28 protein-coding genes and 1 tRNA gene are annotated in these 25903 nt (G+C 53.5%); 17 read left to right on the top strand and 12 right to left on the bottom strand.

The features are described from left to right. Positions 1–214: 214 nt before the first annotated feature. Genes WBP50_RS11275 through WBP50_RS11260 form a run of 4 tightly spaced genes read left to right on the top strand, consistent with a single transcriptional unit; the run spans position 215 to position 3248 of the window. Entirely contained in the window at positions 215–1012 is a 798-nt protein-coding gene (locus WBP50_RS11275; RefSeq protein WP_423934563.1) for a ParA family protein, read from the top strand. Positions 1013–1035: 23 nt separating this feature from the next. Next, positions 1036–1920, top strand: coding sequence for a ParB/RepB/Spo0J family partition protein (locus tag WBP50_RS11270; RefSeq protein WP_423934562.1), 885 nt, complete (start codon positions 1036–1038; stop codon positions 1918–1920). A gap of 24 nt (positions 1921–1944) precedes the next feature. After that, positions 1945–2691 (top strand): 4-hydroxy-tetrahydrodipicolinate reductase, encoded by a 747-nt coding sequence (dapB, locus tag WBP50_RS11265; protein WP_423934560.1) that lies wholly within the window; start codon positions 1945–1947, stop codon positions 2689–2691. Between the two features lie 8 nt (positions 2692–2699). Continuing rightward, positions 2700–3248 carry a hypothetical protein gene (locus tag WBP50_RS11260; RefSeq protein ID WP_423934559.1) on the top strand — a complete coding sequence of 183 codons (549 nt, stop codon included), beginning with the start codon at positions 2700–2702 and terminating at the stop codon, positions 3246–3248. Between the two features lie 100 nt (positions 3249–3348). Here WBP50_RS11260 and menE read toward each other — a convergent pair whose 3' ends face one another. The 7 genes from menE to WBP50_RS11225 form a co-directional block, all read right to left on the bottom strand. Further along, positions 3349–4788 (bottom strand): o-succinylbenzoate--CoA ligase, encoded by a 1440-nt coding sequence (gene menE / locus WBP50_RS11255; RefSeq protein ID WP_423934557.1) that lies wholly within the window; start codon positions 4786–4788, stop codon positions 3349–3351. Then, entirely contained in the window at positions 4776–5846 is a 1071-nt protein-coding gene (gene menC / locus WBP50_RS11250) for an o-succinylbenzoate synthase (protein WP_423934554.1), read from the bottom strand. The genes menE and menC overlap by 13 nt, the downstream gene beginning before the upstream one ends. After that, complete coding sequence (gene menB, locus WBP50_RS11245) at positions 5843–6664, bottom strand: 1,4-dihydroxy-2-naphthoyl-CoA synthase (protein WP_423934551.1); 822 nt, start codon at positions 6662–6664, stop codon at positions 5843–5845. The genes menC and menB overlap by 4 nt, the downstream gene beginning before the upstream one ends. A gap of 7 nt (positions 6665–6671) precedes the next feature. Continuing rightward, the gene (gene menH, locus WBP50_RS11240; RefSeq protein WP_423934548.1) at positions 6672–7457 is read right to left on the bottom strand and encodes a 2-succinyl-6-hydroxy-2,4-cyclohexadiene-1-carboxylate synthase; all 786 of its coding nucleotides are present in this window, start codon (positions 7455–7457) and stop codon (positions 6672–6674) included. Beyond that, the gene (menD, locus tag WBP50_RS11235) at positions 7457–9208 is read right to left on the bottom strand and encodes a 2-succinyl-5-enolpyruvyl-6-hydroxy-3-cyclohexene-1-carboxylic-acid synthase (protein WP_423934546.1); all 1752 of its coding nucleotides are present in this window, start codon (positions 9206–9208) and stop codon (positions 7457–7459) included. Before menD ends, menH begins: the two co-directional genes overlap by 1 nt. After that, positions 9205–10632, bottom strand: coding sequence for an isochorismate synthase (locus tag WBP50_RS11230; RefSeq protein WP_423934543.1), 1428 nt, complete (start codon positions 10630–10632; stop codon positions 9205–9207). Before WBP50_RS11230 ends, menD begins: the two co-directional genes overlap by 4 nt. A 136-nt stretch (positions 10633–10768) precedes the next feature. Beyond that, positions 10769–11371: a tetratricopeptide repeat protein gene (locus WBP50_RS11225; RefSeq protein ID WP_423934540.1), complete on the bottom strand. Its 603-nt coding sequence runs from the start codon at positions 11369–11371 to the stop codon at positions 10769–10771. 111 nt (positions 11372–11482) lie between these two features. Between WBP50_RS11225 and WBP50_RS11220 the strand changes: the two genes are divergently transcribed. Genes WBP50_RS11220 through WBP50_RS11210 form a run of 3 tightly spaced genes read left to right on the top strand, consistent with a single transcriptional unit; the run spans position 11483 to position 13497 of the window. Continuing rightward, positions 11483–11689 carry a heavy-metal-associated domain-containing protein gene (locus tag WBP50_RS11220; protein WP_423934537.1) on the top strand — a complete coding sequence of 69 codons (207 nt, stop codon included), beginning with the start codon at positions 11483–11485 and terminating at the stop codon, positions 11687–11689. Between the two features lie 18 nt (positions 11690–11707). Next, positions 11708–12457: an NYN domain-containing protein gene (locus WBP50_RS11215; RefSeq protein WP_423934536.1), complete on the top strand. Its 750-nt coding sequence runs from the start codon at positions 11708–11710 to the stop codon at positions 12455–12457. After that, on the top strand, positions 12454–13497 hold the full coding sequence (locus WBP50_RS11210; protein ID WP_423934533.1) for an OmpA family protein: 1044 nt from the start codon (positions 12454–12456) through the stop codon (positions 13495–13497). The genes WBP50_RS11215 and WBP50_RS11210 overlap by 4 nt, the downstream gene beginning before the upstream one ends. 73 nt (positions 13498–13570) lie before the next feature. Here WBP50_RS11210 and WBP50_RS11205 read toward each other — a convergent pair. Then, positions 13571–13645: transfer RNA gene (locus WBP50_RS11205), tRNA-Asp, on the bottom strand. Positions 13646–13960: 315 nt separating this feature from the next. Between WBP50_RS11205 and WBP50_RS11200 the strand changes: the two genes are divergently transcribed. From WBP50_RS11200 to kdsB, 5 genes are read left to right on the top strand one after another with little or no spacing between them, the layout of a single operon-like run. Beyond that, positions 13961–15304 (top strand): citrate synthase, encoded by a 1344-nt coding sequence (locus tag WBP50_RS11200; RefSeq protein WP_423934532.1) that lies wholly within the window; start codon positions 13961–13963, stop codon positions 15302–15304. A 27-nt stretch (positions 15305–15331) separates the two neighbouring features. Beyond that, positions 15332–15619: an Asp-tRNA(Asn)/Glu-tRNA(Gln) amidotransferase subunit GatC gene (gatC, locus tag WBP50_RS11195; RefSeq protein WP_423934529.1), complete on the top strand. Its 288-nt coding sequence runs from the start codon at positions 15332–15334 to the stop codon at positions 15617–15619. Between the two features lie 11 nt (positions 15620–15630). Next, positions 15631–15930 (top strand): DUF167 domain-containing protein, encoded by a 300-nt coding sequence (locus WBP50_RS11190; protein ID WP_423934527.1) that lies wholly within the window; start codon positions 15631–15633, stop codon positions 15928–15930. Beyond that, positions 15927–16379, top strand: a complete 453-nt coding sequence (gene dtd, locus WBP50_RS11185; protein WP_423934524.1) for a D-aminoacyl-tRNA deacylase — start codon at positions 15927–15929, stop codon at positions 16377–16379. The genes WBP50_RS11190 and dtd overlap by 4 nt, the downstream gene beginning before the upstream one ends. Then, positions 16376–17119 (top strand): 3-deoxy-manno-octulosonate cytidylyltransferase, encoded by a 744-nt coding sequence (gene kdsB, locus WBP50_RS11180; protein ID WP_423934522.1) that lies wholly within the window; start codon positions 16376–16378, stop codon positions 17117–17119. The genes dtd and kdsB overlap by 4 nt, the downstream gene beginning before the upstream one ends. Here kdsB and xseA read toward each other — a convergent pair. After that, positions 17097–18305, bottom strand: coding sequence for an exodeoxyribonuclease VII large subunit (gene xseA, locus WBP50_RS11175; RefSeq protein ID WP_423934519.1), 1209 nt, complete (start codon positions 18303–18305; stop codon positions 17097–17099). The genes kdsB and xseA overlap by 23 nt on opposite strands. Positions 18306–18485: 180 nt before the next feature. Here xseA and WBP50_RS11170 point away from each other — a divergent pair, with 180 nt between their 5' ends. Both WBP50_RS11170 and bchY read left to right on the top strand, forming a co-directional pair. Continuing rightward, positions 18486–19487, top strand: coding sequence for an SPOR domain-containing protein (locus WBP50_RS11170; RefSeq protein WP_423934517.1), 1002 nt, complete (start codon positions 18486–18488; stop codon positions 19485–19487). Further along, positions 19468–20706 (top strand): chlorophyllide a reductase subunit Y, encoded by a 1239-nt coding sequence (gene bchY, locus WBP50_RS11165; protein WP_423934516.1) that lies wholly within the window; start codon positions 19468–19470, stop codon positions 20704–20706. Before WBP50_RS11170 ends, bchY begins: the two co-directional genes overlap by 20 nt. A 16-nt stretch (positions 20707–20722) precedes the next feature. Here the strand turns inward: bchY and WBP50_RS11160 are convergent, their stop codons facing one another. Further along, a complete protein-coding gene (locus tag WBP50_RS11160) occupies positions 20723–21391 on the bottom strand; it encodes a L,D-transpeptidase (protein WP_423934513.1) in 669 nt (222 codons plus the stop codon). Positions 21392–21413: 22 nt separating this feature from the next. On the opposite strand from WBP50_RS11160, the gene WBP50_RS11155 reads away from it, so the two are divergent. Beyond that, positions 21414–21941 (top strand): hypothetical protein, encoded by a 528-nt coding sequence (locus WBP50_RS11155; protein WP_423934512.1) that lies wholly within the window; start codon positions 21414–21416, stop codon positions 21939–21941. 388 nt (positions 21942–22329) lie between these two features. On the opposite strand, the gene WBP50_RS11150 is transcribed toward WBP50_RS11155, so the two are convergent. Then, the gene (locus WBP50_RS11150) at positions 22330–22515 is read right to left on the bottom strand and encodes a hypothetical protein (RefSeq protein WP_423934510.1); all 186 of its coding nucleotides are present in this window, start codon (positions 22513–22515) and stop codon (positions 22330–22332) included. A gap of 162 nt (positions 22516–22677) precedes the next feature. Next, positions 22678–23460, bottom strand: a complete 783-nt coding sequence (locus WBP50_RS11145) for a hypothetical protein (RefSeq protein WP_423934509.1) — start codon at positions 23458–23460, stop codon at positions 22678–22680. A gap of 264 nt (positions 23461–23724) precedes the next feature. On the opposite strand from WBP50_RS11145, the gene WBP50_RS11140 reads away from it, so the two are divergent. Both WBP50_RS11140 and cas10 read left to right on the top strand, forming a co-directional pair. Then, positions 23725–23901, top strand: a complete 177-nt coding sequence (locus tag WBP50_RS11140) for a hypothetical protein (protein WP_423934507.1) — start codon at positions 23725–23727, stop codon at positions 23899–23901. Positions 23902–24231: 330 nt separating this feature from the next. Further along, the coding region (gene cas10, locus WBP50_RS11135) for a type III-A CRISPR-associated protein Cas10/Csm1 (protein ID WP_423934505.1) at positions 24232–25903 on the top strand (1672 nt) is incomplete at its 3' end.

Here is a 25903-nt window from a genome sequence, read left to right as displayed (position 1 = left end):
CAGTTTGTAAAAGTGCAGGTAAGTATTATAATGTAACAAGTCATGACTGAACTTTAGGGACCTCTTCCGATTTGTTTCGCCGTACGATTGCTTCGTCGGGCTTCCCCTGAGATGCCGATATTTCGTTCCCGGCCATGTCAGGGGTTCTGAATGCAATGCTCCCGGCAAGTAATGGAGGTCCTCTTCAACTGCTGTAAAATTCCCTGTTTGGTACATGGGCAGAGTTATTGCGATTGCAAACCAGAAAGGAGGGGTTGGCAAAACAACCACGGCCGTAAACATAGCGGCTTCGATCGCTATTTCCGAATTCAGGACGCTGTTGATCGATATCGACCCGCAGGCAAACGCAACTTCCGGATTCGGCATTGAAACCGGCGACGAAATCGACAACACCTTCTACCAGGTTATGGTGAAGGGCGGCAACATCGAAGACGCCATTCATCCATCGAGCCTTGAATATCTTGATGTTCTTCCTTCCAACGTCAACCTTGTCGGTATGGAGGTAGAGCTGGTGAACATGCGTGAGCGCGAGTACGTCATGCAGAAGGCGCTCAGGGATGTTCGAGGAAGGTACGATTACATTATCATCGACTGTCCCCCGTCGCTTGGCCTCATAACCCTGAATTCCCTTACCGCTGCGGATTCCGTACTCATTCCGGTGCAGGCCGAATACTATGCGCTTGAAGGGCTTGGAAAGTTGTTGAACACCATCAGTATTGTTCGTAAACATCTCAACCCGAAGCTTGAAATAGAGGGTGTTCTGGTTACCATGTTCGATTCCCGCCTGCGTCTTGCCACCCAGGTTGCCGAAGAGGTGAAAAAGTTTTTCAAGGACAAGGTTTACAAAACCTACATCCGCAGGAACGTCCGCCTTTCGGAAGCTCCAAGCCACGGTAAGCCTGCTTTGCTCTACGATGCCCAGAGCCTTGGCTCGAAAGACTACCTCGATCTGGCCAGAGAGATATTTGAGAGAGATGGCAATATTAAAAAATTTAAGGTACGGAAGCCTTAGCTGACCGTAAGGATGGTGCCGGTATGTCGAAGAACGCGTTAGGAAAAGGACTCAAGGCCCTTATCCCCGATGAGGGGTTTGTGGCCTCGCCGAAAGACGAGGAGCAGGAACCCGTCAGAGAGGGCTCCATCGGCAGTCTTCCTGTGGAAAAAATCAGGGCGAACCCCTTTCAGCCTCGCAAGGAGTTCGACGAAAAGGCTCTCGAGGAGCTGAAAAACTCGATTATCGAAAATGGCGTTATCCAGCCGGTCACGGTTTGCAGGGATGGTGACGGCTATCAGCTCATCAGCGGCGAGCGGCGTCTCAGGGCGGTCACCCAGGCGGGCTTCAAGTACATACCGGCATATATCATCGAGGCGCATGAGGATTCCAGCAAGCTGGAGCTTGCGCTCATCGAAAATATCCAGAGGGAGGATCTCAACGCCATAGAGGTGGCTCTCGCCCTGAAAAGCCTCACTACGAAATGCCGGCTTACACAGGACGAGATAGCCCAGAAGGTCGGCAAGAACCGTTCTACCGTAAGCAATTTTCTCCGGCTTCTGAAGCTCCCCATGGCCATACAGGACAGCATCCGCAAAAGGGATATCTCCTCGGGTCATGCGCGGGCGCTGATCAACCTGCCAGGAGAACAGCAGCAGCTCAAGGCGTGGAAACAGATTATCAGTCGCCAGCTTTCGGTCCGTCAGACTGAGATGCTGGTGAACCGGATGTTCAAGGAACAGCCGAAACTGACTGAAGGCGAGACAAGGCCCTCTCCGCATATCAATCAGCTTGAATCGAGATTGAGAGGCCGACTTGCCACGAAAGTCAGAATTATCGAAAAAAAAGCTGGAAAAGGGGAGATCCATATCCAGTATTTCTCGCATGATGATCTCGACAGGATTCTTGATCTGATGGGAGAGGTGTAAACAAAGAAGCAGATTACCGGAAAGATGAAGTTCACTCTTGTAGGAAGCGGAAGAATGGGCCAGCAGATCGCAGGCATCATCAACCGCTCGGGGATTCATGAAATCGCCGCGATTCTCGACGATCGCAGCGTCGTTACTGCAGAAAGTTTTCTGGGCAGTGACGCCATAATCGATTTTACCGTCAGGGATGCCTTTCTCCAGAACCTGCCCTCCATGCTGCAGTCCCGTGTTCCGGTCGTTGTCGGAACGACGGGCTGGGACGACGAGATGGATTCGGTAAGGCAGCGCGTTGTCGAGAGCGGCTCGTCGCTGCTTTACTCGGCAAATTTTTCTCTCGGTGTCAACATTTTTCTCAGAACGGTCAGGGAGGCGGCGCGCCTGATCGCGCCGTTCGAACAGTTCGATATAGCGTTCGCGGAACACCATCATACCGGCAAGGCTGATTTCCCGAGCGGCACCGCGCTCCGGGCCGCGGATATGATTCTCTCGGTCAATCCGAGGAAACGGACGATCGTGCGGGAGCTTTCCGATGACCGGAAAATTGCCCCTGATGAACTGCAGGTAGCTGCACTTCGTCTCGGCAGCGTTTGCGGCAGGCATACAGCCTATATCGATTCCGAATCGGATGAAATTGCTGTTTCGCACAATGCCAAAAACCGCGAAGGTTTCGCCGCAGGTGCCGTGCAGACCGCCAAATGGCTTGCGGCGCGTCATACCACGTCGCCGGGTTTCTATACCATGGATGATTTTCTCAACGAGATGTTTGCATAAGGCGGAACATGGCTGCTGAAAAGAGTGACGGGGTCCTGCTTCCGTTATCAGGAAAACTGAAGGCTACAGCTCTTGGAGCGGTGCTGGTTACGTTTACAACCACGCTGCCCTATCTGACGCTGCTCAACACCTTCTTTTTCTCCGGGGTTTTTCTTGCCGGCATGGCGGCTGTCTATTACGCCGTGATCGCCTATCAGGCAAGGCTGTCCTACAATCAGGCCTTTGTTCTGGGAAGTTTCTGCGGTATTGCCGGAGGTATGTTTTCCGAAACCATCAGTTATCTGCTCATTGCTCTGGCAGGTTACCGTCCCGGTATGGAAGGACTGAAGCTGATGGTCGACTGGGCAAGGGATATGGCGGCCGGAAAACCGGAACTGACCGAACAGCTCAGGGTGCTTACCGAAATGGAGGCGCTTGCGCTCGCACCTGTTTCACTCACTCCTGCGGATCTGTTTACAGGAATTCTCTTCGCTGCGGTTTTTTATGCCCCGATAGCTGGTCTGGGCGGATTGTTCACCGTGTTCAGGCTTAAACGCCAGGCGGCGAAGGGACGTTAGAAAAGTTGCAACTGATGCATTGCCGCAGCTTGTGACATGCAGCAGGCCACTTTCAGGAGCGGTACCGGGGTTCTTTTTCCGGACCCGCGACAGGAACAGCTCACGGCCATGGGGGGTTTTCTTCGCCAATCTGCCGGAGATACCATTTCCTGTCGATTTTCTGAGATCCCGGCAGCGTCGTCCACCCGGAGACCCTGATATAGCGCACCGGGGTTTTCAGCCTTCCTGCGATGTTCAGCATGGCTTCGGTAATGGCGTCGTCAGGAGGATTTCCCGGTTCAGCCGTTTTGATGAATGCTGCAGGTCTCTGGCCATACTCCGGGTCAGGGAGCGGCACTACAAGAGCCTGTTCGATTCCCTTGACTGCGCCTAAGGACTGCTCGATCTCTTCGGGGTGCAGATTTTCGCCGCCGGATATGAACATGTTGTCCTTCCGTCCGAAAACCCGGAGGTTTCCGTTCTCATCGAGGCTGCCGGTATCTCCCGTATGAAACCAGCCATCGTCATCAAGAGAGAGAACCGGTTTCCCGCCGACCAGATATCCCTGAAAAAGGCAGGCGCCTTTAACGAGAATTTCCCCGTCTCCGGCAATGGAGATCTCCCTCCAGGGGAGCGGCTTGCCGCTGTTATCCTGAACAAATCTCACTGGAGCCGGTGTTGTGGCGATCTGTGAGCACATTTCCGTCGAGCCGTAACTGAGGTGGATCGGAATGCCTTCCCTGATGCTTTTTTCGAGCAGCGGAGCGGGAACTGCGCTTCCACCGAGAAGTACAGCCTTGAGCTTTCGCAGGCGTGGCAGTGCCGAGGGATTGCCCAGAAGCCGGAAGAGCTGTGTGGGAACCAGCGACAGGTGTGTTACCGGATAGCGTTCGAGACTTCGTTCCAGGGGTTCCTGCGGATCGGGTACGGCGACAGCCGATCCTGAGGCCAGAGCCCTGAAGAGTATGGCATAGCCTCCGATATGGAAGAGAGGCAGCGAAAGCAGCCAGCAGTCCCCGCATTCGAGCCGCATGTTCCGTGCCGCTCCGAGCGCGCTGTACCAGTGATTGCCGAAACTGTGCAGGGCGGCTTTGGGCGTTCCCGAGCTTGCCGATGTATGGATGATGGTGACGGGGCGATCCATGCTGTTCTGCCGGTCAAAGGGTATCGGGATCGCATACCCTGAAGGGGCAGCTGCTGACTCAGGCAGGCTTACCGTTCTGCATTCGCTTTTCAGCGGCATTGAGGATGGGTCGGCGGCCAGTACCAGATCGGGATGGAGCGCCTGCAGGGTTCTGCCGAGCTGTTCCGGCGGAAAGCGATGGTTCAGGGGTGCGCAGACGATACCTGCCCTCAGCAGCGCCATGGCCGCAAATGCCGCTGCAGGGGTGTTCGTCGAGAGTATGGCCGCCGTGCTGCCGGGATGGAGGCCTTTGTTGTGGAGCTTCAGCGCCAGATGCGACGTTATGGCGTCGCACTGCCTGAAGGTGTATACGGTTCCGGAGGAGATCAGTGCGGGCGAGCGGTTGAAAAGCAGGGATGCACGGTTTACAAGGTCCATATCGAGGTGAGCTTGATGCTTCGCAACGCAACCTTCTGCCCGTTCCAGTAGAGGTTCTGCGTATCAAGCCGGGCATTGACGGGAGCGAAAGGCGTGTCGAGCAGGTCGTGTTTGAGAAAGCGGAACGTATCGAGCCCGCACGCGGCTGGCAGGGATGCGCAACATGCCGCCATCCAGGCGTAGAAACTCAGGCTGATGCCGCTTTCAAAGGTCGAACTGAAAACGGTCTGCAGGTTTCTGTTTTTTGCCTGTTCAGCCAGTGCAAGCGTTGCCTTGATTCCGCCCAGACGGTTCGGCTTGAGGATGTATGCCTTCAGGCATGCGGCGGGAATGCTTCCGGCAAGTTCCGGATTCTGCCAGAGGGTTTCGTCGAGCGCCGAGGGGATCGAGGTCCTCGCATGCAACTCCTCGATCTGTTCCGGATTTTTCAGCGGCTCTTCAATGTATTCGATACTTCTTTCCGGAAGATTCCGGCTGAATTCAACCGCCTCGTCGAGACTCATGGACTGGTTGGCATCGAGGCGCAGGGCGATGGAGCCGTTATAGGCGTTTTTCAGCATCCTGATGCTTCTGAGTGACTCTTCCGCGCTTTCCGCAGTCACTTTCAGCTTGAAGGTGCGGTACCCTTGCCGGAAATACTCGTCCGCACGTTTTCCGACGGTCGCCGAATCTCCGAAAAGCAGGGCGTTCAGAGGTACGGCTTCAGCAGGAGCACGTTCGGAAAGGGGGGGCGGCAGCTGAGAACGCTGGGCCTCGAGGTTGAAGAGCGCCATTTCCAGACCGGTTCTTACCGAAGGGTACAGTTGGCCGGAGAGCGGCCCCGATTCTGTGAAATCATGTTTCGTGAGCACCTCCATAAGCTGCTGTTCGGCAGCGGGCAGCGGTTCGCTGTGCAGGCCTGGAAGCGGCGCTATCTCTCCATAGGCGGTGGTTTTTCCGTCTCGGCTTTTCAGGGCGAGCACAATGCCTTCCCTATGGTGCAGCCGGCAGCCTTTTACGGTTACCGGCTCGCTGAAAGGGATAGAGTACCTGTAGAGATGTGAATAGTCGGCGTTCACGGTCGTTTCGGGAATTTCGAGAAATCAGGCTTGCGTTTTTCGACAAAGGCATTTTTTCCTTCCTGGGCCTCTTCGCTCATATAATAGAGCAGGGTGGCATTGCCGGCAAGTTCCTGCAGGCCTGCCTGACCGTCGCAGTCGGCATTGAGCGCCGCTTTCAGGCAGCGGATGGCAAGCGGAGAGTTGGCAAGGATTTCACGGCACCACCCGACGGTCTCCTCTTCGAGGCGTTCAAGCGGAACGACCGTGTTGACCAGGCCCATCGCAAGGGCCTCCGAGGCATTGTACTGACGGCACAGGTACCAGATTTCGCGGGCTTTTTTCTGCCCTACAAGCCGCGCCATATAGCTGGCTCCCCAGCCTCCGTCAAACGAACCAACCTTGGGTCCGGTTTGACCGAATACGGCATTTTCGGCGGCGATGGTAAGATCGCAAAGCATATGCAGGACGTGTCCTCCTCCTATAGCGTAACCGGCTACCATGGCGATCACCGGTTTAGGGCAGGTACGGATGTCCCGCTGGAAATCAAGCACGTTCAGGCGATTGACGCCCTTGGCATCGGCATAGCCGGCATAGCCGCGGATTTTCTGGTCGCCCCCCGAACAGAAGGCCATATCTCCTGCTCCTGTAAGGATAACGACGCCGATCTCCTGATCGTTGCGCGCGTCCGACAGCGCCGAGATCATCTCTTCGACGGTCTGGGGACGGAATGCGTTGCGCACTTCAGGCCGGTTGATGGTGATTTTTGCTATACCTTCGGCTTTGTGGTAAAGAATATCGGTAAATTCGCCCGCAGGTATCCATTGTACAGCGTTCATAAGGGTTTTACTCTCTGGTTAGCGAAAACAGCAGGCGGTCGATAAACAGCTCCCTGTTTTCAATGTGCAGGGTGTGACCGCACTGTGGAAAGATGTCAAGATCCGAGCAAGGACATAAATTAACCATTTGACGACCAATCTCAACATATTTGCCGTCTTTTTCCCCGGCGAAGAAGCTGATGGGGTGCCGACAGTCCGGCAGTTCGTTCCACAGGGATGGCTGGCTTCCCGTTCCGAGCGTGCGCAGTGCCGCCGCAAGCTGTTCCGGGCGATTTTTTTTTCTTGCTTCCAGAGTGGATTCGAACAATGCGTGGTTTTTCAGGCTGGAAAAGAGAGGAAGGCCATACCAGCAGTCGAGAAACTTTTCGAAGTTTTCTTCAATACTCAGGGCGAGGCTTGCATCGCTGTTCTGTCTCTGCAGGCGTTCCTCCGCCGTTTTCAGGCCGGGCGAGGCTGAAATGATCACGGTTTTCCTGAACAGGTAGGGAAAGCGCAGCGCGAGATAGAGAGCAATGCGTCCGCCCATCGAATAACCGGCAAGAAACGAGGGTGAGTCCTGTTTCCGGCCGATCGCATCGGCAAGCTGCCGCATCTGTTCCTCGAAGGAGTTTGTTCCTGCAGGGGTTCGGCCATGTCCCGGAAGATCGAAAAGCATGCAGTAATAGTCACTGCCGAGTTTTTCCGCTACGGGGAGCCACTCTTCCGACGAGCCGAGAAAGCCGTGCAGAAGGATCAGGCCAGGGTTGTTCCGGTAGCCCCTGGTCAGGATGCTGAAGTCTGAAGGGGCAGGCATTATCGGCTCAGGGCGCTTGCCGCGAGAGCGGTGATTTCCGACTGGAGCGCACGGTGCTGCTGGACGTTTTCCCTACGGCTTCCCTTTACCTCGATAATGGTGGTGACGGCGTTCTCTCCGGCGCTCCGGCACGTCGTTTCAAATTCCCGGTTCGTTACGGGCATGCGGTAAGCGATTCCGAATGCCGCGGCTGCATCCCGGATGCTGTAGTTCTGCGGAGTGGCGAAATGCGTTTCGAAAACATCTTCTTCGGATGCGACCGGAAGGAATGAGAAAATTCCCCCGCCGTTGTTGTTCAGCACCACAATCCTGAGCGGCACCCGGAGCGATTGCAGCAGGCAGAGCGCATTGAGATCGTGCAGGAAGGCTATGTCGCCGATCAGCAGCGTTACCGGTTTGCGGAGTCCGGAGGCAAAACCGGCCGCGGTCGAGATAATGCCGTCGATGCCGCTGGCTCCGCGGTTCGTGCCGGTCATGAAGCAGGCCGGCTGAGATGTCGATGCATACAGATCCATATCTCTTACCGGCATGCTGTTGGAGAGAAACAATCCCTCTTCTCCGGTGATGATTTTCGAAATGATTCGTGCCGCGGCTATTTCTGAAACCGGTTTGTCGGCAATGCAGTGCTTTTCGATGCACTCTTCCGCCTGCCGGAAAAACGTTTCAGGCAGAGGGTAGCTCTGCGGATGGAGAGGTTTACGGCTTCCCTCCAGGGCGCGGGCAATCAGCGAGGGCGATGCTTCGATGCTGAGGGTGACGTTGTGGTCGGGGCCGAATCGGTTCGCATTCGGTTTGACGACAATGAAATTTTCCGGATTCCACTGCCGGATAGCCGCCGCCGGATAGCGTGCGATGAGGGGGCCGCCGAAATGAATGACCGTATCAGGCCTGAATTTTTCAGGAAAAAGGGATGACTGAAAAGCCAGTTGCAGCGGGCTCAGCGACGCGTCGAAGCGCAGCCCCGAGGAGATATCCGCATAGAGCGGGATATTGAGCGAACGGGCCAGATTGCCGACAGCCAGGGCATCGGTTTCGTTCTGGAGTCTTCCTGCAATGAAAAAAGGCTGCCTCGAACCGGCAAGCATGTTCCGGAGCAGGGGAATGATCCCGGGAGCCGGTACCCGTTCAGGCTGCACGGAACGCGAGAGCGGTCCGGAACCATCTATCCACCCTGCAACCGGGGCAAGCCATGGGTCATGAAGTTCGGGTATGACCGGTTCGAAAGGTTCCCTGAACGGAACGTTCAGATGGACCGGTCCGGGCATCGAGCCGGTTGCCATCGACAGGGCGTGGTCGATCGAGGTGATAACCGAACGGAGCGGAATGTCGGATGAAGGTTCAGGGAGACGGAAGTTCCATCGGCTGTAAGCCCCGAACATTCCGAATTGCTGAATGGTCTGGTTCGCGCCGGTTTCAAGCAGTTCAAAGGGTCTGTCGGCTGAAAGAATCAGCATCGGCTGGCCGTCCATCGAGGCTTCGACTACCGCAGGATAGTAATTGGCCGGGGCAGTTCCGGAGGTACAGATCAGTACGGCAGGCTTGCCGGTTGCTCGGGCGTGACCGAGCGCGAAGAAGCCCGCGGAGCGTTCGTCGGGAAATATTTTCCATACCGCTCCGGGATGGCGTGCCGCCGCAACGGTAAGGGGTGTCGAGCGGGAGCCAGGGGAAATACAGAAAAATCCGGCGCCGAGCCGGACAAGTTCTTCAATGATGACCTGGCTCCATAGCGAGGTGATTTCCCGGTTGTTCATGCGGTGTGACTGGTTATAGCCATAATATCGCCGATCTTCTGTTCAACCTCTTCCCATTCAAGGTCCGGATCGGAGCCTTTTACCAGGCCGGCTCCCGAATAGAGATTTGTGTTTCCGGAATTGACCAGCGCAGAGCGTATACCGACGCAGAATTCCGCGCTGTCGCGGCTGATCCATCCGACAGGAGCTGCGTACCAGCCCCGGCAGAAGGGCTCGAGATGCATGATATGCTGCAGAGCCTCCTCCCTGGGTACCCCCCCGACCGCCGGTGTCGGATGAAGCAGGGAGAGAACGGTGCTGTCGCTGCAGTATTCAGGTTTGAGGGTTGCCGTGCAGCGGGTGTATAAATGAGCAAGACGGTTCAGCTGCAGCACCCGGAGCTTTTCCTCCATTTCGACGGAGCTTGAGACCGGCTGCAGCTCCCTGTAGATGGTATCCTTGACGAATCCGTGTTCCCTGATATCCTTTTCAGAGTTGAGCAGCATTTCCGATGCAAGGTCATCGCTGCCCTTGATACTCTCTTTCATGCAGGTTCCTGCAAGGGCCTCGGTAAGAATTACCGGCCCGTTCCTGCGGTAGAGGCGCTCCGGGGTGAAGCTTATGAATGCCCGGTTTTTTTCGGGTTCGAAATAGAACCGGTAGGTCGAGTTTTTCGGATAGGGATAGTGGAGCAGATACAGCATCGGAGAAAAACCGGTGCTGAACTCGAGAAAGGTCCTGCGGGCAAGCATGATCTTCTCCATTGCGCCCGACTCAAACAGCTCAAGAGCCTGTCTGCAACAATCGGTCCATAGCTCCCTGTCGGGGATGCAGGTGATCTGCATCATTTCCGGGAGCTGATCATCCTCGCTGTTTTCGGCTGTATCCAGATGGTCGAGTGTGTCGAGCAGTTGTGCCCGCTTATCGGCAATGTCCTCTCCGTTTTCAATCCTGAGATGGCAGGTCAGCTGAAAAACGTTCTCTTCCAAAGTGAGCTGAACCAGCGGAAGCACGAAACAGAAGGAGGGGAATCCCTCCCACGTGCCGTCCTGTTTTTCCTGGTTGTTGAACCGGAAGCCTCCCAGATAACGGGCGGAACGGGTCGAAGGGTCCTTTGCCGCAAGGGTGCTGACGAGACGTTCGAAGCTTTCCCTGTTCGGTCCCGGTTCGTCGAGTTCGATGCGGTCGGCGCATCCGATGCCGGCAATGGTGAAATTTCTTTCCCGGTTCATCCAGAATACTCTGGGAAACAGATTCTGCCTGGCAAGCCATCGAAGCGGATCGGCGGCCATAAGAGGCTGACTGAACGTATAAAGGCCTGGCTCAGGTCTTGCGATGGACTCGGTGCAGTTGTATATGGCCTTCCGGAGCGTGGCGACAGCCTGGTCTATCTGCAGGGTTTCTTGATCGGGTATGATAATGTTCTGCTGTTCACACATAAGCATTTATTGCCATTATGATACACACTGTAAGACGCTCTTGCGGGTCTTTCTGAAAAACAGGAGACATAAGCTTTTCGGGCGATCCTGTCCGTCATGATTTACTCCAGGGCCTTAAGAAGAGGCTCTCCTTATGAAAAGCCTAACGCCCGGAGGACCCAGCCCTGTTGAAATGGTTTTTCAGAGAGACGGCAAGATAATTGTTTTTATTTACAAGCAACTTATAAATTTCTTCGGCTTCAGCACCTTTTCCGGTGCGGGCGTAGCAGACTCCCAGATTGTAGTAGGCAAGGTCGAACGATGCACTGTTGGCAATGGCCCGCTGGTATGCGGCAATGGCTTTGTCGTACTCCTGCAGCTGCAGAAAGACATTGCCGAGATCATAATTTCTCAGGGAGTCGTCCGGGGAAAGGGCATGATATTTCGTGAAGTAGACAAGCGCATCGCGGTAGTTCCCCTGATTGAAACTGGCGGCTCCCAGTGCCTGGAGACCTTCCTCAAGTCCGGGATCGATGGAGAGCGCCTCCCGGTAAGCGTCTTCCGCCTTCCGGTACTGTTCATTGCGGGCGTAGGCATTGCCGAGGCGGAGCCAGGCGCTGGCGTCTCCGGAATTTTTCCAGGCCTCCTGCTGAAGATCGTTTATTTCCTTCGAAGCCTGTCCGGAGCATGAAGACGCGATACCGAGACCTGCCAGCAGGAGCAGGCCGAAAAGAGGTTTTACGGCTCTCCTGAAATGTTTTAGCATATGAATCATAAGAAAATTAATATAATTACTACAGGAGTCATCTGCCAATCCCTCCTACAACGGCAGTTGGCACTCAATCAGTTCATATATAAATAATTGCGGGGTTCGGTCATGAAAAAAGAATTCAGGGTTTCCGGGATGCGCTGCTCCAGATGTGAAATACTTGTAAAAGAGGCGCTGGAGGAGCTCGAAGGGGTCGATGCAGTCACGGTTTCATTTGCCGACGGCGTCGTTGCCGTAGAGTATGACCCGTCAATGGTCAGTCCCGTCGCGATGAGTGCGGTTATCGGGGAGCAGGGATTCAAGGTGCTGGCATAACACGTTTCACGGATTACCATGGCATATGAAAAATCAGGACGGCTCGCAGTGCTTATCGACGCCGATAACACCCAGCCGTCGATAATCGAAGGCATTCTTTCCGAAATTGCGCAGTACGGTACGGCAAGTGTCCGGAGGATATACGGAGACTGGACATCTACAGCCCTGAAAAGCTGGAAGGCGCTTCTGCTCCAGCACTCGATACAGCCGATACAGCAGTTCGGTTATACAAAAGGCAAAAATGCAACAGACAGCGCCATGATCATCGATGCCATGGATCTGCTCTACACCGGTAAATTCGACGGGTTCTGCATTGTTTCCAGCGACAGCGATTTTACGAAGCTGGCATCGAGGCTGAGGGAGTCGGGTCTTACCGTTTACGGCTTCGGCGAAAAAAAGACGCCGTCGCCTTTTGTTTCGGCATGCGATAAGTTCATCTACACCGAACTTCTCCGGGCAAAGATCAACGAAAACGAGGTTATCGTCAAAAAGACCGCCACAGAGCTGAAAATGGACAGCCAGCTGGTCAGGTTGCTGAGAAATGCCGTTGAATCCTCTTCCGATGAAAGCGGATGGGCTCATCTTGCTACACTGGGCGCAACCATTGCCAAACAGCTTCCCGAGTTCGATCCCCGGAATTACGGTTATGGCAAGCTTGGTGAGCTGATCAGGGCCACCTCGCTTTTCGAAGTCAATGAACGGCTTATTGGAGAAGGGCCTTCAAAAGCTATTTATGTCAGGGATAAACGTAAAAAGAACGAGTCATGAAACGCATTCGGAATGGACGGCTTTCCGGAAGGAGCATGAACATCCTGAAGCTTCTTTCCCTTCTTGTCTTTTTCTGTGCAACAGGTCAGCTTTTTGCAGCCGATATCCCGGGTTCGAAAGACAGCCCGCTTCTGAAGCGGTTTGCCGGATCGGAAATCATCGGCTATCAGACGAAGAGTTTTGATGAATATGAGTTGCAGACCTCGACCTTCATGCGTTACAACCTGGAATCGAAAAGAAGGGAGTTCGCCAGACCTCCCCTGAAGCCTGAAGGCCGGCTTACGAGGATATGGTATGAGGCTGCGGGCGATACCGGCTCGCTCGAAGTGTACCGGAATTATCTCAACGAGCTGCGCTCGAAGGGCTTCGTCATTCTCTACGACTCCCGAAAAGATCCTGCAGCCACGAAATGGACCAACTATCTTGCTCCGTTTGGAGGCGTTGATCTTGCGACCAGCCGAAGCAACTATGTATTCTATGCAGCCGAGAAAAACGGCATCTGTGTTGCAAGTGCAAAAATGAAACGTCCCGAGGGGGATGTCTATGTCTATCTGACGGTTGTCGAATGGGGGAAGGACGACCGGGTTTACAAGGCGCGGTGCGGCGCTTATGCGGCACTCGATATCATCGAGACCCGGCCCATGCAGCAGAAGATGGTAACGGTCACTGCCGACGAAATGTCCCAGGCTATCGCCTCGACCGGCCGGGTATCACTGTACGGGATCTATTTCGACACCAACCGCTCGGAGATCAAGCCGGCTTCGAAACCGGCGCTCGGCGAGATAGCCAAACTGATGAAAAAACAGCCGGCTCTCAAGCTGCATGTCGTAGGCCATACCGACAATATCGGCGGTTATGCATTCAATATTGCGCTCTCGAAACGCCGTGCCGATGCGGTGGTCGGTGTTCTGCAGAAGGAGTACGGAATCGCCGCAGGGCGTCTGACGGCAAACGGCGTTGCCTATCTTGCTCCTGTCGCTCCGAACACGACCGAAGCAGGGAGGGCGAAAAATCGTCGTGTCGAGCTGGTGCCGGGATAATGGCGGTCAGGGTTCAATGCGAATCGCCAAGTTGCGGAAATGAAAAAAGCCCTGGAATACAGGGCTTTTTTTGCGGAGCTGACGGGGCTCGAACCCGCGACCTCCTGCGTGACAGGCAGGCGCTCTAACCAAACTGAGCTACAGCTCCTTGTAGAGAGTTGTAAAAGTAGATAACGAAAGGGTTTTATCCAAAAAGTTTTTTCCTTTTTTTCTTTTTATAATTAACAGCCTTAAGAGTCCTGCCGTCATGAACCGTGCAGGAGTTTCTGCTGTATTTTTCGTGGTGATCCCGTTTGCCGTTTTTCGGTTTCTTTTAATGATTGTTAATCAGGGACGTGCATATATAATCCCCGAGTTTTGTAAATTCATATCGCAATGTTTTACGGCATTTCCGGATAATCTTATGCCTTTCTCTGTGTGTGTTTCCACCGGGATCTTCTTCAATTCTTAACCCACATCAGTCATGACGGTTACAGCCCCAAGGAATTCTCTGACAATTGTAGATAACCGGACAGGAAAATCTTACGAGGTTCCAATCGAGTACGGTTCCATCAATACCATGGAACTGCGTAAAGCAAAGGTTTCCGAAGAGGATTTCGGTTTGCTGGGCTACGATCCGGGTTATCTGAACACGGCCTCATGCAAAAGTCGGATTACCTATATTGACGGTGACAAAGGTATTCTCCGCTATCGAGGCTATCCCATCGAGCAGCTTGCCGAGAAAAGCACCTTTCTTGAAACGGCGTACCTTCTGATCAAGGGCGAGCTTCCGGACAAGGAGCGTCTTGCCGTCTGGACCTACAATATCCGTCACAACACCATGACTCACGCCAACATGACGAAGTTCATGGACGGATTCCGTTACGACGCCCACCCGATGGGTATTCTTGTCGGAACGATCGGTGCGCTTTCAACATTTTATCCCGATGCGAAGGATATTTCGAACGAGGAGTCGAGGAAGCTGCAAGTCCGTCGCATGATCGGCAAAATCCCCACGCTTGCTGCGATGAGTTTTCGCCACAGCATGGGTTTCCCTTACGTCTTGCCTGACGATGATCTCAGCTACAGCGGCAATTTCCTGTCCATGATGTTCAAGATGACCGAGCTGCACTACAAGCCCAATCCGGTGCTTGAAAAGGCTCTCGACGTTCTGTTTATCCTGCATGCGGATCATGAACAGAACTGTTCGGCCAGCGCAGTCCGAGCTGTGGGAAGTTCCGGTGTCGATCCTTTTTCCGCTATCGCGGCCGGTTGCGCGGCGCTTTACGGGCCGCTTCATGGCGGCGCCAACGAAGCGGTCATTCAAATGCTCATCAAAATCGGATCGCTTGACAAGGTTCCCGAGTTCATTAAGTCCGTCAAAGCCGGGGAAGGCCGTTTGATGGGTTTCGGGCACAGGGTTTACAAGAACTACGATCCCAGGGCGAAAATCATCAAGGACATCGCTTTCCAGGTTTTTGAGGAAACCGGCCGCAATCCCATGCTCGATATCGCGCTCGAGCTTGAGCGAATCGCTCTTGAGGATGATTATTTCGTCAGCCGCAAGCTCTATCCCAACGTCGATTTTTATTCCGGTCTGATTTATCAGGCAATGGGTTTCCCCCTCGACATGTTCCCCGTTCTCTTCGCTATCGGCAGGGTTCCCGGCTGGCTGTCACAGTGGATCGAACAGGTCAAGGACGGCGAGCAGAAAATATCCAGGCCTCGTCAGATATATCTCGGCCAGGAGAAAAGAGACTATATTCCCATGGAACAGAGACCGAAAAACCGGCTGGACGAGGAGAAATTCGGAATCTGCAGGCTGTAGACCTTTTAATTACCAAACGCATGATCAATGTCTGTCACCAGAGATGATGTCGCTTATATCGCCGGTCTTGCCCGCTTGCGTTTCAGCGACGACGAAATGGCTACCATGACCACGGAACTCAACAGTATTCTGCACTACGTGGAAAAGCTCAACGAAATCGATACGGATGGTGTTGAACCGCTCAGCAGCATCCACGACCAGGCAAATGTGCTCAGGGATGATGCCGAAGGCGATACCGTTTCCACCGAGCTTGCACTGCAGAATGCTCCTGACCGGCAGGATCGTTTTTTCAAGGTTCCGAAAGTGCTCGGGTAGCGTCTCGGGACGTGGAACTTTCAGAGAAGGATGGTGGAGTGCTTTTTCAGGTGAAGGCTCAGCCCCGCTCGTCGAAAAGCCGGATTTGCGGGGAGTATGACGGGCGCCTGAAAGTCACCCTGAAGGCGGCTCCGGTCGATGATGCCGCTAACCGTGAGTGCTGTGCGCTGTTTGCGAAGCTTTTCGGCGTGGCTCCTTCCCGTCTCAGCATTGTCGCCGGCATGAGCTCCCGCAACAAAACCGTCCGTGTGGAGGGCATTTCTTTTGAAGAGGTCGCCCGGATTCTTCTGCGGGAGGGAGCTGCAACGTGAGAGCGGTTGTACAGCGAGTGCTTTCAGCTTCGGTCACTGCCGCCAGCCGGAATCCGTCGGAAATCGCCGGCGGTCTTCTGGTGCTGCTCGGCGTGGCTCCCGGCGACACTCTTGCCGAGGCTGAATGGATGAGCAGGAAACTTGTGCATCTGAGGATTTTTGATGACGATACAGGAAGGATGAACCGCTCGGTGCATGATACCGGGGGAGAGATGCTTCTGGTATCGCAGTTTACCCTTTACGGAGACGCGAGCAGGGGGAACCGTCCGGGTTTTTCAGGCTCCGCTGACTTCGAAACAGCCCGCCCGCTCTATGAGTCGGTTGTCCGCCTGACCGGGCAGGAGCTTGGCCGGCCGGTCAGTACCGGATGGTACGGCGAATCCATGCAGGTGGCTCTTGTCAACAATGGTCCAGTAACCCTTATTCTCGATACCCCTCGACGCCCATGAACGCTGTTATCCTGATTCCGGCAAGGCTTGATTCAAGCAGGTTGCCGAAGAAAATGCTTGCCGATCTTGAGGGCGAACCGCTGATTGTGCGTACCTGGCGGCAGGCTCTTCAGTCGAAATATGCCGACAGGGTCGTTGTTGCTACCGACAGCAGGGAAATTGCCGGAGCGCTGGAGGCTTACGGCGCCGAAGTGGTGATGACCTCTCCGGAGGCGCGTTGCGGCACCGAGCGGATTGCCGAAGCGGCCAGGAGCATCGATGCCGAAGTGTTTCTGAACCTCCAGGGAGATGAGCCGCTCATCGATCCCGGCAATATCGATCGTTGCCTGGAGCCGTTTCTCGGCCTCGATCCTCCCGATTGTTCCACACTGGTTTTTCCGATGCTTTCGGACGATTGCCAGCAGATTGAAGACCCCAACGTTGTCAAGGTCGTTCTGAACCGGCACGGCAACGCGCTTTATTTTTCAAGGAGCCCGGTGCCCTTTCAGCGGGAGGTGTATGCTTCCACACAGTTTTACCGCCACATAGGGCTCTATGCGTTCAGTGCCGACGTTCTGCAGCGTTACGCAGCCCTTCCTCCCTCCATGCTTGAGCTGGCCGAATCGCTTGAACAGCTCAGGCTTCTTGAAAACGGGTTCAGGATACGGTGCGTTACCACTACCGTCGATCATCCCGGAGTCAATACCCAGGAGGATCTCGAACTGGTGCGCCGGATTCTCAGGGCATCGCTTTCCCGCTGACCGTTGCCGTTACACTGCCGTCGTGAAAGAGAATTTCCGCCCTGTCGGAGCATGCAAGCTCGCATGATCCGGTAATGAAGCGGCCATCTTTTTTCACCAGTGCATACCCCCGTTCAAGCGTTTTGCGGTAGTCGAGCAATGCCAGATGCTGATTCGCTCCCGCGAATTCCACCGCTTTCTGCAGCCATTTTCTTCTGATGGATTGGGCAAACTGTTCGGGAATGTTTTCCAGTTTTTCCGAAAGCTGCTGCAGCTGTATCAGGGGGCGGTTGAATGCGTAACTCTGCCGCAGCGAGTCGATTTCCATTTCTGCACCGTCCAGTTTGGCCTGCATGAGGGTGTTTTGACGTGCTTGAAGATTGTCGATGGTTTTCAGGAGATCCATTCTGTCGGGGACGGCAAGCTCGGCGGCCATCGAGGGAGTTCCCGCCCGGAGATCGGCAACCATGTCGGCTATGGTGAGATCGGTTTCATGGCCAACGGCGCTGATGACGGGTATCGATGAACGGTAGATCGCTTCGGCGACCCTTTCTTCGTTGAACGCCTGGAGATCCTCCATGGAACCGCCGCCTCGGGCAACGATCAGCACATCCGTTCGGTGCCGGGGGTTCGGCGGATTGTTGAAATAGTCGATTCCCCGCTCTACATCCCGTGCGGCATCGGCGCCCTGCACCTTGACAGGGTAGAGCAGAATTCGTGCTGCGGGAAAACGGCGTTCGATCACCTTGCCCATATCCTCGATTACCGCGCCGGTCGGGGAGGTGATGATTCCGATGGATTCCGGTACCCGGGGCAGCTTTTTTTTTCTTTCCGGATTGAAATAGCCGGCTTTTGCGAGTTTCTGAAGCAGAAGGGCAAAGGCCTGTTGCAGCAGTCCCTGTCCCGCCGCATGGACGGCGGTGCAGATGAGCTGATATCGTCCGGAGGGGGGATAAACCTCCAGGCGTCCTTCGGCGATCACCTCCATGCCGTCCTTCAGTTCGGTGCCGATCCGGTTTCCGGTATTCTTCCAGATCACCGCGGCGATCTGAGCCTGCTCATCCTTGAGGGTCATGTAGCTGTGCCCTGAGCTGTGCCGCTTGTAATTGGAGATTTCACCTCTGACCCTGACCAGAGGGAAGAGGCTTTCAAGCTCGTTTTTGATCTGCATGGTCAGTTCACTGACCGAAAGTGAGGCCTGGCTCATCAGGATGATGCGGATAATGTTGGAAAAGCAGCTTCATCATAGATAACAAAAACCGTGGAAAAACGGGCCTCTTCTCCTGTTCTTCCGATTCCGCACACTGATGGCGGGGTATGATTTGCAGGGGATATAGTATATTAAAACCCAAAAGCTATCGAGGGGCAACGGCCTGACCATGCAATTATGACACTCCGTACCAGAAACGATATTTCCCTGCCTGACGGCGCAGAACGTGATGCTTCGGCAGAGCGCTATCTTCCGGCGCTTTCAGGTGCAATGTGTGCGGAACTGCTCGAAAACCGTTCGGTTCCGGTTTCCGGTCTTGGCATGTTCACCATCAGGCACCTTCCGGCTGAACGGCGTCCCGGAAAAGAGGGAATGCAGTATCATCCTCCCGAAAATCGGGTTGTTTTCGAAAAACGCGATGTGGCAGTGGCGGATTTCGTGAAGATGATCTCGATGCGCATGCATCTCGAACGTTCCGAGTGCGGACCCCTGGCATCCGTTTTCCCCCTGTTTTTTAAAAACAGGATGAGGGAACAGGGATCGGTTGTTTTTCCCGGTTTCGGCACGCTGTTTTCAGAAAAGGGACGGTTGGGGTTTGAGACCGACGCGCTGCTTCAGGAGCTTATAAACAGTGAATACCGAAACCTGGGAGCGATAGCCCTCTCTTCACCGCCCGCTCCGGAGCCGCTCAGGCGGAAGCGGCGGCTTCCGGTTATGGTGGCCGCAGGTATCGTTCTGGCGGCAATCGCGTCGCTCTTTGTTTTTTTATGGCAGAATCAGGGAGCGCTTCCTGTCGCAGCCGATCGTCCCGTCACATCCTTGTCCGGAGCGGACAAGGATGTGACGGCGGCGGGCGGGGATGCGAAGAGTGGCACCCTGGTATCGGCGCGGGATGGAGCGCTTCTGGAAGTGGGAGAGTATGCGGTGGTTCTGGCAACGTTTCAGCGGAAACAGTCCGCCCTGCAGGAACGTCGCCGGATAATGGTTCCCGGGGCTGTGATTTTCATATGGCCGGTTACCGGAGGCGGAAAGCAATATTACCGGCTTGCCGCAGGAAGATTCAGAAGTTCCGGAGCAGCCGCCGCATGGATGGATTCCACCGGTCTCGGACGGGACGGCAAAGCGTATATACAACAAGCAAAGAGGAGGGTAGTACCGCATGGAGAAGAAGGGTTGTAACAATCTGCATCCCCAGTCGATGTGTCCTGCATTTGGAGGTTTGCGGGTACTGATGAGAATCGACGGCGTTCAGGTCTGTCTTGTAGCCGATCAGGGCTGCGCTTACGGGCTGACTTTCGTTTCACATTTTTATGCGGCCCGCAAGTCGGTAGTTACGCCTGAACTGATGAACGTGCAGATTTCCGGCGGCACCATGATCGACGATCTTCGCCGCACCATCGCCGAAATCGGTATGGACCCGGCCGTGAAATTCATTCCCGTTGTCAGTACCTGCGTTGCCGAAACGGCAGGTATAGCAGAAGAGCTGCTGCCTGCAAAAGCCGGTAATGCCGAAGTGCTTCTGGTGCGTCTGCCGGCATTTCAGCTGCGTACACACCCGGAAGCGAAGGATGTTACCGTCGCGACGCTTCTCAGGCGATTCGCTTCGACGGATGGCGCAAAAAAGAAAAAATCTCTGGTGATTCTCGGAGAAATCTTTCCGGTTGACGCCATGACTATCGGGAGTGTTCTGCAGAAAATCGGGGTCGAGTCGGTTATTGCCCTGCCAGGAACCTCCCTTGACGACTATATGGAGGCGGGAAGAGCGGCCGCCTGTGCGGTACTGCATCCGTTTTACGAACGTACCGCCGAATTTTTTGAAAAAAACGGAGCGGTAATCGTTAAAGGCAACCCTATCGGCGCGAACGGAACGGCTCAGTGGATAGCGCGTGTCGGCGAAGCGCTCAATCTCGACAGCGGGCTTGTCGCTTCCGTGGCTGAAGAGGAGCGTCAGAAAGCCCGTGACGTCATGTCGCGTTTCGGTGATCTCAAGGGCAGCGTCATCGTTGCCGGTTACGAAGGTAATGAACTGCCGGTTGTCAGGCTGTTGCTCGAAGCGGGTCTCGATGTGCCCTATGCCTCTACCTCGGTAGCCCGCATGCCTCTCGGGGAGGAGGACCACAAGGTGCTCACCATGCTTGGAACCGAAATCCGCTACCGTAAATATCTCGAGGAGGACATGGATGCCGTGTTGCGCTACAAACCCGATCTGGTGATCGGCACCACTTCGCTCGACAGTTTCGCCAAGGAGCAGGGCATTCCGGCTATCTACTATACGAACAACATCTCGGCACGCCCGCTGTTTTTTGCTGCCGGTGCGGCCACCGTGCTTGGCATGGTGAGCGGTCTGCTTGCCCGGAAGGAGGTTTTCCTCTCGATGAAGGAGTATTTCACGACGTGAAGATGCTTTTTCCGGTTCAGCGAAATCCTTTGCCTATATAGTCTTCCACCGCTATTTCTTCGGGTAGAATATAGACGATGCCGCCCTTCGGTTTGAACAGCGGGCTGATTACGGTTTTATAGAACGAGGACGTGGCGTTGATACATCCCCATGTTATCCGGTTGTCATCAGGAGTCGCCGACTGCAGCCGCACGGTTCTCTGCTGACCTGCTACCTCCGCGACGGGATGAATGGCAATTGCGTAATCGTAATCGACCCAGAGCAGTTCCCTGCCGTGAAGATCCCTGCCCGTTCGTGCGCGGTATCTTCCCGCCGGAGTAACCCGGTCTTCGGCGGTTATATCACCCAGTTTCGCGTTCAGGGTGCCCGGATTTATGCGATCCAGTCTTGCTATCCCCAGCAGTACCGGTGCCGATGCGACAGGCGTGCCGTTTGCCTGAAAAACAAAAATTTTCGCATTTTTTTTGTCGATCAGAGCAAACGGCAGCTGTTTGTTGTCGTTTGTGTCGCCTATCCAGGAAAGGGTCCGATCGACGGCTTTCTCGGCATTCGTAACCCTGAAGCGAGTTGTATCCGTTGGGTTTTCACCGCCATAGGCGGGGTATATGCCATTGGTAACGGCAAGAACTGCCAGGCCGAAAGCATAACGGGAAAGACGAACGGCAAGACTATCTCTGAGGGACATGCCAATGGGGATTTATTGCAGTATGTATGGTCTTTTTGTTGCTGTACCAGCTATAAGGTCAGACTCAAAGGCAAGAATTTTCCGGTTTTCCGAAAATAAAGCGGTCAACCGGTCCGGTCACAATCATGGCAGTTATAGTTACGCCACTGGTGAATCGACTGAATCGGGATCATTCCTGTCCGGGATATCCGATCCCTGTATCCAGGGTCACTTTATCGGAGTTTTTTCTGCAGACCCTTTGTTTTCTGGTGGCGCAGGCGATTCAACAGGGTTATTCCGTTCTGTTGCTGTTTTTGAAGGAACAGTGCCATTGGCGTTAAACTGCGTGACATTAACATGCGTGATGATGATTTGCGCGGCCGGATTTACGGCGGTGGTTCCGACAGTCGGGGCTGCCGGAGGCGGCGTGGATATCGAGATTGATTTTGCGATCAATGGCGTTGAAGAGAGTGATAACAGCATGGCAACTGTTATTCGAAGAAATACATGGTTGTCTTTCATGACAGTTGTTTATTCAATAGGAAAGTTTTTTGATACTCCGGGATCTTGAATTCAGGCTGTTTTAAGTAAGGTATTGACATTGAATGCATTAAATGGGGGCGCTTTGGGTTGTCTGTATCATCCGGCTTACGATCCCAGCGGCGTTCAATGACCTTGACGGCAGTGTCCTCTCTTTTTCAATATACTGTATGTGAAACGGCAAAAACAACCGCCACGGAAACATAACGGTGAAATCGAAAGATGAAAATATGGGGTCTGTTCAGAACGGTGTGCAAGCGGTCATCTCCATCGATGCTGTGAGCTCTGACAAAAATTTCAAGCATAATCCCGACCAGCCTGAACGCAAAAGAACACCGGAGGCATAGCCGCCCCGGTGTTCTTTTGCGTTCAGGCTGGTCTTTATTCGGAACTCCTTCACCATCCAGGCCGGGTCGGGACTAATTTCTCGGACTTTTCGGTGCAAGTTCGCCGTTTTCAGGCGGTGCGACCGTTTCTGCAGCAGGGGTATCCTGTGCGACAGCTTTGGGCGTTTCAGGGTCTCCCGTCTTGAACTGGGTCACATTGATCGTGTTGGCTCCGATTTGCACTGCCGGAATGATGCTTGGAACATTGATGGCAGGCACCACCGGAGGAGGTGTTATAACTGGCGGGCATGTCGGAGGAGGTTCCGGTACGCAGATAGCCATTGATGTCACCGGAGAGAGCGACAACAGCATTGCGGCTGTCAACGGAAGAAATAGGTATTTGTGTTTCATTGCGGTTGTTTGTTTGATGCATTAAGCGAATTACAGCATGAATCCGGTTCCGATACCTGCTATCAGGCGGACACCGTCACCGGAATTATCCGTAAGATCTGCTGCTCCAAGCGTTATGACGACCGGTACCTTATTGCCGACAAAAAAGTTTTTCGATATGCCGGTATTCAGGTTTACACCATTCCAGTCGGCAATGACGTTGAATGCATTAAACACCTCATAAGCCACATTGCCGAATACATAGGTACCGTGTTCTCCTTTTCCTTCGACGATATCCCGGTCGCTTTTATTGCCGAAACGTCCATTGCCCGCTCCGATGCTGAAATGGAGTCTGGAGCTGTTGGTTTCTGTATCGACGAAAGCATCTCCTCCGACGCTGTGGCTGAATACCACGTAATAGCTCTCCTCGATATCCCACCTCTTCGAGTCGCAAAGATCGATATTTTCAACGCCGGCGCCAATGGCAGAAGCATTTCCGAGATTGCGGAACGCGTGAACGTTCAGGGTGAAGTCGTCGAGCTTGCCGGGATCGAGCGCGATCAGCGTGGCCTGAATTCCGAGATTTTTATAGGGATTGCCTATGCCTACTCCAAGAGCCGCTGCGGTTTCCGTATCATCGGTGTAGGGCGCCGGTGTCGTTAAAGCCGCTCCGGCATAAACTGTCCCATAGGCATTTCCCCATGCTACAGGAGTTGTAAGCGATTTGCCGTGCATATTGGGATATACGGAAGAGAACGCGTGAGCCTGGTTCGGAAAGTAAGCGGTCATCGCAGCGGCACACAACAGGAAAAACAGGGCATTTACTTTTTTCATGGGACTCAGTGTTGAAAGATTAGGTTATCATAATGTCTCATAATGAGACATCGCGTCTGGTTCTCGTACATTAAGTATCAAGAACAGGACAGCTGTTTTGCTGCCAAAGCTTACCCTTCGTGTTTGTTTGCTTCTTTCCTGCCGGAGTACGCTGGCTTTTCGCCGTTCACCCAGGGAGGCTTCTTTTTACTATCTACATATACTGTGCCATGATTTGTTTTCTGTTATTTAATCGTATATTTACGATGAACTATAATTATGACCATGCAGAGATCATTATCGGCGGTTGAGTACAGCAGGGACGAGGAGGTGCTGGCTGGTATGGCCAAGGCGCTGAGCCATCCGGTCAGGGTGAAAATCCTCAAGCTCCTTTCGGGAGTCTTGCGGAAAATCTGTAATGGTTTGCATGGGTCCGAATCCGGTAATGCCATGGGAATGTGAAAAGCCGGAAATTGTCTGTCACAGGAGAAAACCATCGACCCCAACCAGCCTGATCAGAAGAACGAAATCGTGTATCCGAAGCTGATCGGGCAGTGCCGGATAGGGAGTGATGATGCGATATAATTGATGGTTACTTTGTGTTGTTGCAGTGATCATTGATTATATTAGTGGTGATTAATCATGCGATCTACGAGATCCATCCGTTGCTCATTTCTGTTATCTGACCTCAGCCGAAGAACCTCATGTGAATATTCCGGGTTTGCCGGAATTCTTTTTTTGGGATTTCTCAATTGACATTTTCCGCTCCTTCACCATTGCTTATTGCCGTTTATGGAGGAAAGAGACTCTTTTTACCTTGGGGCCTTGCTGCATGACGTTGGCAAGTTCATCCAGCGCGCACAGCTGACTCAATGGACTCGTTCAGCACGTGATTATATCAGTCGTGCAGGGAGAAGTCATGCGCATAAACGCTATTCGGCAGCATTTCTCAGGCTGTTCCGTGACAAGGGTTGGCTTGCTGATGTAAACATTGAACAGGTCGAACAATATGTGTTGCATCACCATGCCGCCTGGGATAGAGGGTATACTGATTTGTGCAGAAAGAATGTTCCGGTCAAACTTATAAGGATTGCTGATGTCTGGGCATCAAAAGAACGGATAAAGGTCGATTTTCTTGAGCCCGTATCGTATTCAAGAGCAAGGCTGCAATCGATATTCTCAAGTATCAGGTTAACCGACAAAACTGGAGATGACTATGCTCCTGACCTTGAATACCACGATCTGACACCACTTTCCATGAAACCGGAGGCGCTGTTTCCAGCAGGTCAGTTTCCAAGGTTTCCTCAGCAGGCGTACAGACCGATCATCGATCAATTCAAGGAATCATTCGGAAAGGTTCGAAATGATGAAGAGTTGTTGCCGCTGCTCTGGAAGTATTTCAATACCGTTCCAGCCCAGACTCCGAACAGAAAACAGGGACCACTTCTTGACAGGCCGGACATCAATCTTTTCGACCATTCAAGGGTTACGGCAGCCATAGCGCTTTGTTTGTATGACGAGTGGCAACATGGCAAATGGCAGGGTAGAGAGAATGAAATTATCGGCTATAAGCCCGGTGGACAAGAGCAAACCGTATTGCCTGTCCCATGTATTCTGATTGGCGGGGATATTTCAGGCATCCAGAAATTCATTTTCAATGTGCCTTCAAAAAAAGCAGCCAAAACACTCAAGGCACGGTCATTTTACGTACAGCTTTTTGCAGATGTTTGCGCAAGAAAGGTTCTTGATTTACTGAAGCTTAAACCGGCAAACCTTCTGTACAACGGTGGCGGCAGGTTTTACATCCTTGCTCCAAAATACCGGGAGCCTCAGCTCGATGAGTGCTGGAAAGAGATAATGCAGAGTCTGCTCAACCGTGACTTCATCGACGACGAACTGTACCTTTCTCTTGCTTCTGTTGATGTTGCTCCCGGCGACTTCATGAGCGAGTTCGGCCGGAAATGGGCTGACGTGAACAAACTGCTTGAGGATGCAAAACTGCAGAAATTCAGGCAATTGGGATGTGAGGAGATATTTAAACCCAGAACACAACGTTCAGCAGGCGAAAAGCCGAAAAAAGGCGACCTGTATACGGATATTACCGGATTATTGAGATGCAAAACCTACAAGGTTTCAAGTTTCGGGAATCCCACCCCGGAATCGGAAGGTGATGAGTGGAAAAAGCTTTTCAGGTCGATCGGATATGACGTGAATTTTACCAATGGCAGTACAGCCGACAGCAGCGAAAAAACAGTTCGATTCAACTCAACGGACTTCGAAGGTAGCTATTCAGACTACCGATTTGCCGTTAAGGACCTGCCACGTTGGGAAGCTGAAACCATCAAGCGGTTCAGAGAGCATCTTGAACTGTATGGACGCAGCATGGAGGATTATCTGGACGATGATGAAAAAACAGGAGAAAAACGTCCTTTAAAGGATGACGATATCATCACCTATTCACAGC

It is taken from the genome of Chlorobium sp., from assembly GCF_049593655.1.
Classification (GTDB): Bacteria; Bacteroidota; Chlorobiia; order Chlorobiales; family Chlorobiaceae; genus Chlorobium.
The sequence above is the reverse complement of the archived record's forward strand: the minus strand, read 5'-3'. Positions and strand labels throughout refer to the sequence as shown.